Source organism: Streptomyces tauricus, assembly GCF_014650955.1.
In the GTDB taxonomy this organism is placed as follows: domain Bacteria; phylum Actinomycetota; class Actinomycetes; order Streptomycetales; family Streptomycetaceae; genus Streptomyces; species Streptomyces tauricus.
The window spans coordinates 88,546-99,818 of record NZ_BMVY01000007.1 but is presented as its reverse complement, the minus strand read 5'-3'; the positions used below and the strand labels follow the sequence as shown (position 1 = coordinate 99,818).

The 11,273-nt window shown below is 72.4% G+C and carries 10 protein-coding genes; 3 read left to right on the top strand and 7 right to left on the bottom strand.

The window, feature by feature from the left end:
* Positions 1-50: 50 nt before the first annotated feature.
* The 3 genes from IE278_RS14030 to IE278_RS14020 all read left to right on the top strand — a co-directional run bounded on the left by IE278_RS14030 (position 51) and on the right by IE278_RS14020 (position 4,194).
* Complete coding sequence (locus IE278_RS14030) at positions 51-1,550, top strand: glycoside hydrolase family 36 protein (protein WP_189772213.1); 1,500 nt, start codon at positions 51-53, stop codon at positions 1,548-1,550.
* 104 nt (positions 1,551-1,654) lie between these two features.
* A complete protein-coding gene (locus IE278_RS14025; RefSeq protein ID WP_189772211.1) occupies positions 1,655-2,848 on the top strand; it encodes an ROK family transcriptional regulator in 1,194 nt (397 codons plus the stop codon).
* Between the two features lie 101 nt (positions 2,849-2,949).
* The gene (locus IE278_RS14020; protein ID WP_189772209.1) at positions 2,950-4,194 is read left to right on the top strand and encodes a Gfo/Idh/MocA family protein; all 1,245 of its coding nucleotides are present in this window, start codon (positions 2,950-2,952) and stop codon (positions 4,192-4,194) included.
* Between the two features lie 79 nt (positions 4,195-4,273).
* On the opposite strand, the gene IE278_RS14015 is transcribed toward IE278_RS14020, so the two are convergent.
* From IE278_RS14015 to IE278_RS13985, 7 genes are all read right to left on the bottom strand, one after another.
* Positions 4,274-5,380, bottom strand: a complete 1,107-nt coding sequence (locus IE278_RS14015) for a 3-deoxy-7-phosphoheptulonate synthase (protein ID WP_189772207.1) — start codon at positions 5,378-5,380, stop codon at positions 4,274-4,276.
* 123 nt (positions 5,381-5,503) lie between these two features.
* On the bottom strand, positions 5,504-6,628 hold the full coding sequence (locus tag IE278_RS14010; protein ID WP_189772205.1) for an acyl-CoA dehydrogenase family protein: 1,125 nt from the start codon (positions 6,626-6,628) through the stop codon (positions 5,504-5,506).
* A gap of 43 nt (positions 6,629-6,671) precedes the next feature.
* Complete coding sequence (locus IE278_RS42935) at positions 6,672-7,181, bottom strand: GNAT family N-acetyltransferase (protein WP_189772203.1); 510 nt, start codon at positions 7,179-7,181, stop codon at positions 6,672-6,674.
* 73 nt (positions 7,182-7,254) lie between these two features.
* Positions 7,255-7,803 (bottom strand): flavin reductase family protein, encoded by a 549-nt coding sequence (locus IE278_RS14000; RefSeq protein ID WP_189772201.1) that lies wholly within the window; start codon positions 7,801-7,803, stop codon positions 7,255-7,257.
* The gene (locus IE278_RS13995; RefSeq protein WP_189772199.1) at positions 7,800-8,762 is read right to left on the bottom strand and encodes a beta-ketoacyl-[acyl-carrier-protein] synthase family protein; all 963 of its coding nucleotides are present in this window, start codon (positions 8,760-8,762) and stop codon (positions 7,800-7,802) included. Before IE278_RS13995 ends, IE278_RS14000 begins: the two co-directional genes overlap by 4 nt.
* Positions 8,759-10,240, bottom strand: coding sequence for a condensation domain-containing protein (locus IE278_RS13990; protein ID WP_189772197.1), 1,482 nt, complete (start codon positions 10,238-10,240; stop codon positions 8,759-8,761). Before IE278_RS13990 ends, IE278_RS13995 begins: the two co-directional genes overlap by 4 nt.
* Positions 10,237-11,268: a MupA/Atu3671 family FMN-dependent luciferase-like monooxygenase gene (locus tag IE278_RS13985; RefSeq protein ID WP_189772195.1), complete on the bottom strand. Its 1,032-nt coding sequence runs from the start codon at positions 11,266-11,268 to the stop codon at positions 10,237-10,239. Before IE278_RS13985 ends, IE278_RS13990 begins: the two co-directional genes overlap by 4 nt.
* Between the last annotated feature and the right edge of the window lie 5 nt (positions 11,269-11,273).

Here is an 11,273-nt window from a genome sequence, read left to right as displayed (position 1 = left end):
CCCCCCCCCCCCCCCCCCCCCCCCCCCGCAATCCGGACGCAAGGAGATCCATGGCCCAGCTCGCAGACCTCGGCGGACGTACCCTCGCCCTCGAACTCGAAGGCGACACCCCGCCCCAGGTCGTCGACGGCGGACTGCTGCTCCCCCCTGGCCGTGTGGCCGTCCTGCACGGCCTCGGCGACGCGCTGTTCTACCGCCACGGGCACAACTCCTGGAGCCCCTGCGGCTGGCGCCGCCTCTCCGACGCACCGCTGCGCATCGAGAGCGCCGAACGCCGGCTCACCGCCGACGACACCGTGTGGGACGACCCCGCCCGCCACCACTCCTCCGCCGTGGCCGCCCTGCAAGGAGCCGACGGACAGGTGCTGCTGCTCGGCGCGCTCGGCCCGGACATCCCGCGACTGACGGCGGACCGGGACACGCTCGCCGGCTGGTCGGAGCGCGACCGGGCACCGTGGTTCCTCGCCCACGGCGGCGAACAGGAGGTCTTCGCCGCCTACACCCGCCACCTCGCCGCCCGGCTGGGCCGCAGCGGCAAACGGGCCGGCAATGTGTGGTGCAGTTGGTACGCGTACTACGAGAACATCACCGAACAGCAGCTCACCAAGGACATCACCGCCCTGCGCGGACTGCCCTTCGACGTCGTCCAGGTCGACGACGGCTGGGAGAGGGCCGTCGGCGACTGGGAACCGAACGCCAAGTTCCCGTCCGGGATGAAGGCGCTGGCCGACCGGATCACGGACGCCGGACTGCGCCCGGGACTGTGGATCGCCCCGTTCATCGTCCATCCGGAGTCCGGCACCGCCCGCCGGCGCCCCGAGCTGCTGCTGCGCGACGAGCGGGGCGAACCCGTGGTCGCCGGACACAACTGGGGCACCGGCTACTGGACCCTCGACCTCACCCGGCCCGCGGCACAGGACCATCTGCGCGAGACGATCCGCCGGGTGAGCCGGGAGTGGGGATTCACCTATCTCAAGCTGGACTTCATCGGGGCCGCCACCGCCACCGGCGTACGGGCCGGGGACCTGGGGCGCGAGGAGGCGTACCGGCTCGGGCTGCGCGTCGTCCGGGAGGAGGCGGGCGAGGACGCGTACCTGCTCGGCAGCGGTGCGCCTCTGCTGCCCTCCCTCGGCCTGATCGACGGTATCCGCAGCGGGCCGGACGTCGCCCCGCTGTGGGAGCACTACGCCACCCAGGACCCGTCCGACGCGCTGGCCCGCAACGCGGTCGTCAACACCCTGCACCGGCTGTGGCAGTCACCGCTGCTGGAGGTCGACCCCGACGTCGTCTACTTCCGCAGCCGCCTCAACCTGCTCACCGACGAACAGCAGCGGTGGCTGCGCGACCTCGCCGACATCTGCGGTTTCCGGGCCGTCTCCGACCCGCCCGGCTGGCTGCACCCCGACGAACTGGAGGACATGACCGCCTACTTGGCCGCACGCCCGCAGGTGCGGAGGCTGAGCCGGTACCGCTTCACGCTCGACGGCCGCGAGGTCGACTTCGCCCCGGCGGTCGACCCCGGGACGGAGCAGCGCTATCCCATCGCCTGACGCCGGAAGGGGGTGGCCGGCGGTTCTCCGCGGCGTCGGCATGAATTAGTAAACTGCTCAGCATTATCCAGCGGCGGGGACCCGCCCCCTTCAGGGAGCACCACATGGCGACGACCGGAACAGACCTGTCCCGGATGCGCGAGATGAACATGCTGTCCATCGTGTGGGCGCTGCGCGGCAACCCTCCCTCGACGGTCACCGAACTCGCGGGCCGGGCGGGGCTGTCCCGGCCCGCCGTCGACGTCCTGGTGCAGTCCCTGGTCACCGACGGCTGGGCGGAGGTCGAGGAACCGGGCACCAACAGCGTGGTGGGGCGCCCGGCCCGCCGCTTCCGCTTCCGCGCCGACGCCGGTCATGTGCTGGGCATCGACATCGGGGTCCACAAGGTCCTCGTCATGCTCAGCGACCTGGAGGGCAACCTCGTCCAGACCCTGCGCCGCCCGGTCGACCCCGAGGCGGCCCCGAAGGCACGGCTCGCGGCCGTGGACCGCGCGATCGACAAGGTGCTGCGGGGCGCCGGCATGGCACCGGCCGACATCTGGGCGGTCACCGTCGGCGTGACCGGTCCGGTCGACGCCAGCGGGCGCACCACGCTGTCCACCCCGCTGCCCGGCTGGCACACCGCGGACCCGGTCGCCCACCTCGCCGCCCGTTTCTCCTGTCCGGTCCAGGTCGAGAACGACTGCAAACTCGCCGCCGTCGCCGAGCGCTGGAAGGGAGTCGCCTCGGACGCCGACGACATCGTCTTCCTCCTCGCGGGGCTGCGCACCGGCGCCGGGCTGATCCTGGACGGCGCCCTGCGCCGCGGTCACGGCGGCGCCGCCGGGGAGATCGGCGCCCTCAAGGCCGTACGGTGGCTCAGCGCGCCGGGCCACCTCGAAGCCTGCCCCGGTGTCCCCGCCACGGCGGCACCGGGTGAGGCGGCTGCCTGGGTGTTCCAGGCGGCCCGGGACGGCGACCGGCAGGCCAGGACCGCCGTCCGCCGTTACACCCGTGACCTCGCCGTCGGTGTCGCCGCCCTCGTCCTCGCCCTGGACCCCCAAGTCGTCGTCTACGGGGGCGGTTTCTCCCGGTCGGCCGACGTCGTCCTGGAGCCGTTGCGCCAGGAGCTCACCAAACACTGTCTGCGTCTGCCGGAACTGCGCGCCTCGACCCTCGGCGACGAGAGCGTGGCCCTGGGCGCCGTGCGCCTGGCCCTCGACGAGGTCGACAGCCGCCTGCTCAGCGACGGACTGGCGGCCCCGTCCGCCCCACGGCGCGACACCTCGCGCAGCGAAGAACCGAACCGACCGAACTGACTGGCTGGCTGACTGACTGACTGACTGACTGACTGACTGACTGAACTGATCGAACCGACTGAACTGACCGCACTGAAGGACCGAACTGGAGGGACGGGTACATGGACGACCGAGCCCAGCCGGCGGCCACCGAGCCACCGCGTGCCGAGCTGCGCGTCGGAGTGGTGGGGGTCGGCCAGCGCGCCCCGCTGGCCACCCTGGCGAACCGGCCGGGCGTCGCCCGGGTCGTGTCCTGCGCCGACCCGGACCCCCGCGGCCGGAAGGACGCCCGGCGCCTGTTCGGGGCGGACGTCCTGGTGCGCGAGCGGTACGAGGACATGCTCGACGACGGCCTGGACGCGGTCTTCGTCCTCACCCCCGACCATCTGCACACCGGCCCCGCGCTGTTCTTCCTCGACGCCGGGACCGCCGTGTTCGTGGAGAAGCCCCTCGCGATCTCCGTCGACGACTGCGACTCCCTGCTGGCCGCCGCCTTCCGCTCCCGCACCCGCCTGTACGTCGGCCACAACCTGCGCCATCTGCCGATGCTCCGCCGTATGCGGGAGCTGATCGACAAAGGGGAGATAGGCACTGTCCGTTCCATCTGGTGCCGCCACTTCGTCGGCCACGGCGGGGACTTCTACTTCAAGGACTGGCATGCCGAACGGGCCCACACCAACGGGCTGTTGCTGCAGAAGGGCGCCCACGACCTGGATGTGATCCACTGGCTGGCCGGCGGCTACACACGGGACGTCGTCGCCCACGGCACCCTCGCCGTCTACGGCGACAACCCGCGCCGCGCCGCACGGACACCCGTACCCGGCGGTGAGCGGATGCCCGACTGGTACGACCCGGACGTCTGGCCCCCGTCGGCCCTGCGCGATCTCAACCCGGTCGTCGACATCGAGGACCTCAGCATGATGCTCGGCCGCCTCGACAACGGCGTGCTCACCAGCTACCAGCAGTGCCACTTCACGCCCGACTACTGGCGCAACTACACCGTCATCGGCGACGAGGGCCGCCTGGAGAACTTCGGCGACGGCATCGACGGCGACCCCGCCACCATCAGGGTCTGGAACCGGCGCCGGTCCGGCTACCGCCAGGACGCCGACCTCAGCGTCCCGGTCCCCGCACAGCAGGACGGTCTGCACGGTGGCGCGGACCGGGCGCTGGTCGACGAGTTCCTGCGCTTCGCCGCGGTCGGCGGCCCCACCGAGACCTCCCCGGTGGCCGCCCGCGAGGCGGTGGCCTGTGCGGCGGCGGCGACGACCTCGCTGCGTACGAACGGCACGCCGGTCGCCGTGGCCGCGCCGGCCCCGGAGCTGGTCGACTATTTCGGCAACCACCAGCAGACCGCCCGGCCGTAACGGGCGCGGCGGACGGTGCTGTCTCCTGACCTCGGCGTACGCCTCTTGCGTTCTTTCGTTTCGGTGAGCCACTGGTGGGTCACTCGGCAACAGGGGCGGTGGCCTTGGGTGGGTGGCTCCGGTCGGAGGCCGTCACGGCGAGCGCGAGGACCAGGTCCAGTGCGCCGGGCCGACCGGCGGCCCCGTCGTGGTGCGGGGGCAGGTGGAGGCCGCCCGCGTGGGTGCCCAGCGTCCGGTGCAGTTCCATGAAGGCGTCGGCCTCGGCGAGGACACCTGCCGGGTCCCGGCGGTTGCGGTGCCAGGGGTCGCAGGCCCAGACGACCTCGGCCTCGGTGGAGGCGACCTTCTGCACCAGTTCCGGCAGGAGGTCGGTGATCCGGTCCGCCCCGAACCTGGTGAGGAAGGTGAGCCGTCCCGCGGAGCGTTCCGGGTCCAGGCGGTCGATCAGGGTGAGGACGGCGTCGTGGGTGGTGTCGGCCTCCACCACCACACCGAGCGGGTTGCCGATCCGGGCGGCGGCAGCGGCCGGTCCGCAACCGGCCCCGGCCGAGGAGTGGTGCAGCCAGACCAGGTGGCCGACGGGGTCCCACCGGCCGCCGCCGGGCCCGTCGGCCGGGGGCAGGGCGGAGTCGTCCGCGAGGACGGTACGGCTGACGGCGGGCCGCGGCAGCACCGCGGGCCTGCCTGCGCAGGCGTGCAGGAAACTCAGCGCGGACCCGATCCTGCCGGTCAGCGGCTCGTACCGGGCGCGCTCGCGCTCGGGGGAACTCGCGACGAACGCCCGGTTCAGTTCGTGCGCCCACGGCACATCCGGGCGGACGTCACCGCTGAACGCCCGGACCAGGTTGAGGGCCATGGCCGACGCCCGGTGGACGTCCGGTGGCCGGGCGGGCCCGGCGCGTCCGTCGGCGGCGGGAGGTGCGTGGATCTCGGCGACGGGCACGACCGGGACGCCGAGCGCGTAGGACAGGACGACCATGGCCTGTGCCAGCAGGGTCAGTTGGCGGGTGATGTGCTCGGCGCGGGGAACCGCCCCCGGCGGAGTGCCGCTGCCCGCGTGGAGCAGGAAGGCCTCACCCCGAGCGGCGGCGGCCAGCTTCCCACGCAGTTCCCCGGCCTCTCCCGGCCACATCAGGGGCGGACACGCCACGGCGTCGGTCCCGGTCCCGGTCTCAGTCCCGGTCATGTTCCGCAGTGACCACGGTGGCGTCGGCGACATCGGTGACATGGGCACGGGCTTCGGCATCGGCATCGGCATCGGCATCGGTGGCAACAGAACGGAGTCCCCCCTCCTTTCGCGGCCGGCGGTTCACAGCAGCGTGAGTCCGCCGCCGCCCAGCCACTCGTCCAGCGGCTCGCGCATGGTGTGCTCCGACGGAGGGTGGAAGGCCAGGGCGCGACTGGCGGCCAGCAGGTCCACCCCGTTGCCGTCGCGCACGAAGGACATGCCGCCCATCAGCTCCAGGACCCGGTCGGTGGCCTCCGCGATCGCCCGCTGGGCGGTGTACCGGACCAGCAGGATCCGGCCCAGAAGTGCTTCCTCCGGTGAGCCGTCGTCCAGTTCGCGGGCGATCGCCTCGACGGCGGCCGACACAGTCTCCAGCGGGCCGAGGGCGCTCACCCGGTCGCCGGCCTGTCCTCGTCCGTCCGCGAAGAGCCGCTCCACCTGGCCGGTGGCGATACCCACGTACGCGGCGGTGATGAGGATCAGGAAACGCGCCATGAGCGAGTTCAGCCGGCCGGTCGCCTGCTCCGGATCACCCAGCGGCACGATCATGTGGTCCGGGACGAACACGTCGTCCAGCACCACGGCGTCGGTCTGCGCGGCCCGCAGGGCGTGGTTCCCCCAGAAGGGCTCCCGGCGCAGTCCGGGCGCCTCGGCGGGGACCATCACGATCAGCAGGTCGCCCGCGTACGGCGAATCCGGCGGCCCGGGTGCCAGCAGGGTCAGCAGGCCCATCGATCCGACCAGGGAACAGGGCCGTTTGGAACCGGTGAGCCGCAGACCGCCGCCCTTCGCCGCGGCCACCCTGATACCGGGTGCGAAGAGCTGTTTGCCGGAACTGCCCTCGGCGCCGCAGGAGGAGACGAGCAGCCGCCGGCCGACGATCTCCGAGAGCACGCCGGCCGCCCCGTCGCCCAGCACGTGCGCCAGCCAGGCCACCTTGTAGTGGTGCATGGTGGACGCCACGGCCAGCGAGGGGGCCCGGCTGCCCACCGCACGCTGCAGACGCGCCCCTTCAAGACAGCTCAGGCCCCCACCGCCCAGGGCGACCGGGATGAGGACGTTGCCGCCGCCGGCTGCGCGGAACTCCTCGATGACATGGGTGTCGGGGTCCTCGACGGCCGCCGTGCCCAACTCGGCCAGCCGGGCGTCGAACCCGGGCAGCGCCTTGTCGAGGACGGCCCGCTCGGTGGTGAGTATGTTCAGCATGGGTGACTCTCCTCGTCACAGTGCGCTCGTCACAGTGCGTTCGTCACAGTGCGTACGAGAACCGGATACGGTCCTCCCCCGGGCCGTCCCAGTCCTTCCAGACCGGCAGGCCGTCCGTGTCCGCCGTGCTCTCCCCCTCCGGAGGCCCCGCCGACGGCAGGGGGATCGGCTCGAACCCCGTCGCGAGATGGAAGCGCTGGGACCGGGTGTTGCCGGGCGACACGACAGCGGTGACGGTCCGGCATCCCCGCTTCCCGGCCAGTTCGAAGAAGCGCCCGTAGAGCACCCCGCCGAGGCCGGACCGGCGGTGGTCGGGGGCGACCGCGATGAAGTGGGTGTGCGCCTCCCCCGGTTCGGAGGGCGAGACGATGCCGACCAGGAAGCCGGCGACCACACCCCGGTCGGTCACGGCCGCCAGGCTGGTCGAGTGGAAGTGGCGCAGGAACAGCCGGGGCAGCATGTGGGCCACCGGGCGGCCCCACCAGTCGTCCACCTGGGCGATCAGAGAGGGATAGTCCGACTCCCGGAGTTCACGGATACGCGGTGCGGTCATCTTCGGGCACTGCTCCTTTCCCGGATCACTACCCGGGGCGCTTCCCGGGTCGTTTCCCGGGTCGTTTCCCGGATCACTGTTCCTCGGCTCGGGGCGGTTCGGCCGGCCGGTCCTGCGCGGCCCTCAACTCCCCGTCCACGAAGAGCAGTTGCCGCGCCTTCTCGCGGGCGCCGCACTCGTGCACCAGGCCGACCACCAGAACGTGGTCGCCGAGTTCGATGAACCGCACGGCCCGGCAGGCGAAGTACCCGACGGTCCCGGCGATGCGTACCCCGCCGGTCACCGGCGCGTCCTCGGTACGCACCTCGGCGAAGCTCTCCGCGCCCAGCGGGCGGTTCCGGTTGGCGAACCACCGTGCCAGCTCGGTCTGTTCGGCGGCGAGGACGTTGACGACGAAGCCGCCGGTGCGCTCCACCGGCCCTCTGATCCTGGCGTCGTGCCGCACGCTGAAGGACACCAGCGGGGGTTCGAGCGACAGGGTCGTGAAGGAGTTGACGGTCATGCCGTGCACGTCGGGCCCCAGCCCGCTGGTCACCACGGTGACCCCGGTGGGAAGACATCGGGCCGTGGTGCGCAGGAGTGAGGCGGTCACCGGCTCGGTGGCCGTGGCGTGGATGGTCAACGGAACTCTCCCTCCGCCGGGAGCGCGTCGGCGCCGAGCAGCACCGCGGCCAGATGGGACATGCCGGCGCCGAGCAGGACGTACTCCTCCGGGGTGCCCGGGCCGGTGGCGGGCTCCGGTGCGCCGAGCCGGTCGGCGAGGTGGATCAGCGGGTCGCTGCCCTGGCAGTGGGCGATGCGGCCCACGCTGTCCAGCGCGATCCGCCGGCTGTCGAATCCGACGTCGGCGAGGTACATCTCCATCACGTTGCGCGCGAAGTTGCTGGGCAGGACGAGCGACCTGTCCGGCCGGACGCGGTGCCGGTCCGCCAGGCCGGTGAACAGCTCCCGGTAGGCGGTCAGGCGGGCGGTCAGCCGCTGGTGCGGCGGCGCGTCCCGGCGTTCCTCGGCCGCGCCGTGGTGGGCCATGGCCAGGATCGGCAGCCCGGGTGCGTCGGCGGAGACCAGGGCGGCGGCGGCACCGTCGCTGGCGATCGCCGCGCCGCCGGCCACGAGACGCTCCCCGCCGGTCGAGAGGTCGGCCAGGTCACCGCTGACGACCATGACGTGCCGTGCGGTGCCGTCCCTGACCAGGGAGGCCGCGTTGCCCAGCGCGAACATCGCCGTGGCACAGTCCATCAGCCCGAGCGTGGCGACCGTGGCGCCGGTCATGCCGGTCTCCTGGAGCAGCTCGGCGACATCGCGGTGGGCGCCGCGGTCGTGCGGGAGGGAGTCCGTGGCGAGCAACACCGTGTCCACGGCCTTCCCCGGGACGCCTGCTCCGGCCAGACATTTCTGTACGGCCGCGGCCATCAGCTCCACCAGCGGCGCCTGCGACCAGCGGTAGACGGAGAACCCGGCGGCCGCGGAGGTCAGTTCGGCCGCCACGTCCGGCGCGGCGCTCAGTTCCGGCAGCTCCGTCACAGGAGCCTCGTACTCGCCCAGTTCGTACGCGGCGGCGCACAGCCGCGGCGTACTCACTGTCCGGCCTCTCGCGACGCCCGCCCTGCCGCACCGGACGCCCGCTCCGCCGCACCGGACACCTGGCCCGCCGTACCGGACGCCTGGGCGGCCAGCGCGGTGAAACGGTCGGCCAGGCGCTCGACCGTGCTCCTGTCGTACAGCCCGGTGTCGTACTCGATCCAGCCGGAGGCACCCTCTGGCGCGGGGTGGACCGAGAGCGTCAGGCCGTAGCGGGCCACGCCCTTGTCCACGTCGTACGGGGACACGACGGCGCTCCGTGCGGGTACGACGGAACTCGGCATCGTGCGCGAGCCCTCGGTGGGGCTGTCGAAGACGAACGCCACGTCGAACAGCGGGTGCAGACCGGGGAGTCGGCGTTCGGCGGCGATCAGCTCCGCCGGGTACGACGCGTACCGCAGCCCCCGTGTCGACGCCGTGTGGGCGGCCCTGATCCTCGCTCCCCAGGTGCCGTCGCCGGGATCACGCAGGCGCAGCGGCAGTACGTTGAGCAGGTAGCCGACGGTCTGCTGCGCGTCCGGCCCGTCCCGGTTGGCGGTGAAGGTGCCGAGCAGGACGTCCGGTACGCCGCTGAACTCGGCGAGCGTGGCCCATGCGACGGCCGCCCAGCCGGCGTAGGCGGTGGCGGCCGAGCCCCTGGCCGCTTCGGCGACGCCCCGGGCCACGGTGCCGGAGAGGGTGAGGTCCACCCGTCCGCCGGTGCCGGGGGAAGTCAGCCCCCGGGGGCGGTCGGTGGCGAGCGGGGGCGGGGCGTCCGCCAGTTCCGCCGCCCAGAAGCGGGCCGCCTCCTGGCCCCGCGGTCCGGCCGTCGACTCGGCCTGCTCCAGGGCGAAACGGCCGAAGGGACGCGTCGCGGGAGCGGGAGCGGCCGGGTCACGGGCCAGTTCGTCGAGGAGCAGCTCGAAGGACCAGGCGTCGAAGACCAGGTTGTGGACGACGACGAGCAGCCAGGCCTCCTCCTCGGAGGCGCCCTCGGCGAGGACCACCCGCAGGAGCGGTCCTTCGGCCAGGTCGAACGGCTCGTACGCCAGCTCACGGGCCAGGGCGTGCGCCTGCTCCGGCCCTCCGGGGCAGCGGGTGCGGACCAGCCGCGGAGGCAGGTCCTCGTGCACCACCGGCCGCACCGCGCCGCCGTCCTCCCAGAAGCTGTCCTCCTGGGAGCCGTCCTGCCGGGAGCCGTCCTTCTCGATGGTGAAGGTGGTGCGCAGTGACTCGTGGGCGCGGACGAAACCCTGGACGCGTTCGGCCAGCAGGTCGAGGTCGACCGGGGCCCCGGTCAGGCGCACGGCCTGGCAGACCACGTCCACGGGCCGGCCCGCGGCGGTGCGGTGGGCGCGCCACAACCGCTCCTGGCCCGGGGTCAGCCGCGTTGGCGTGCGGAGGGCCCGGTCACGTAACCGGGCGCGGAGCAGGTCCCGTTGCTCGGGAGTGAGCGTGGCCAGCCGTGCGGCCGAACCCGTGGGAACACCGGCGGTCATGCGTAACGCCTCCGTAGTTCGTTGAGGTGGCTCAGGCTCTCGACGACGAGTTGTTCGTCCACGCCGAAGTCGATGAGGCAGGCGATCTCCGTGACGCCCATGCCTTTGAAGCGGTCGACCACCGCGGTGCAGGAGTCGGGGGTGCCCAGCAGCGCGCCCTTCTCGAAGTACTTGTCGAAGGCGAACTCGATGAGCTGGTCCTGGTCGGCCTCGGACATGTCCCGTACGCCGGCCCCCGGCGCGAGGTTCTTCTTCTGCGAGTCGATGACGGTCAGGAAGGAACGCAGATAGTCCGTGAAGGGCGGCCGGACGGTCTCCCGTACCTCTTCCAGGTCGGTGCCGATGAAGGTGTGCAGCATCAGCGTGACGGTGTGGTCGTCCGGGTCGTGCCCGTAGTCCTGGAGGGTCTTGTGGTAGAGCGCGAGTTTGTCCTCCAGTTCCTCGTTGGTCATGTCGATCAGAGCGGTCAGTACGTTGCAGCCGAGCCGGCCGGCCGTCTCGAAGGTGTCCGGGCTCTTGGTGCAGGTGAGCCAGATCGGCAGCTGGGGCTGGACGGGCTGGGGGTGCAGTTCCAGTTCGACGTAGTTCCCGAGGGCGTCCTGGGCCGAGACCGGGGCGCCTTCCCAGAGTTCGCGGATGGTGTCCACGGCGTCGAAGGTGCGCTGTCGCCTGTCCTGCCAGCCGTCCGGGTTGATGGCGAAGTCCACCGGGCTGAACCCGGTGGCCAGGGCGATGCCGGCCCGCCCGTGGGACAGGTTGTCGACCACCGCCCACTCCTCGGCCACCCGGATGGGGCTGTGCAGGGGCAGTACGACGCTGCCCGCGCGGATGCCGAGGCGCTGGGTGGCGCCGGCCAGCGCGGCTCCCAGTACCGAGGGGTTGGGGTAGAGGCCGCCGAAGCGGTGGAAGTGCCGTTCGGGGGTCCAGATGGCGGTGAAGCCGTTCTCGTCGGCGTACCGGGCGGCGTCGAAGACGAACCGGTACTTGTTCTTCTCGTCGCCGGAGAAGAAGATCAGGCTGAACTCCATGGCTG

Bases quoted from the DNA above. Each gene is read 5' to 3' on its own strand.
- IE278_RS13985 (WP_189772195.1), bottom strand. From the start codon at position 11,268: ATGGAGTTCAGCCTGATCTTCTTCTCCGGCGACGAGAAGAACAAGTAC.
- IE278_RS14020 (WP_189772209.1), top strand. From the start codon at position 2,950: ATGGACGACCGAGCCCAGCCGGCGGCCACCGAGCCACCGCGTGCCGAG.
- IE278_RS14030 (WP_189772213.1), top strand. From the start codon at position 51: ATGGCCCAGCTCGCAGACCTCGGCGGACGTACCCTCGCCCTCGAACTC.
- IE278_RS13990 (WP_189772197.1), bottom strand. From the start codon at position 10,240: ATGACCGCCGGTGTTCCCACGGGTTCGGCCGCACGGCTGGCCACGCTC.
- IE278_RS42935 (WP_189772203.1), bottom strand. From the start codon at position 7,181: ATGACCGCACCGCGTATCCGTGAACTCCGGGAGTCGGACTATCCCTCT.
- IE278_RS14015 (WP_189772207.1), bottom strand. From the start codon at position 5,380: ATGACCGGGACTGAGACCGGGACCGGGACCGACGCCGTGGCGTGTCCG.
- IE278_RS14010 (WP_189772205.1), bottom strand. From the start codon at position 6,628: ATGCTGAACATACTCACCACCGAGCGGGCCGTCCTCGACAAGGCGCTG.
- IE278_RS14025 (WP_189772211.1), top strand. From the start codon at position 1,655: ATGGCGACGACCGGAACAGACCTGTCCCGGATGCGCGAGATGAACATG.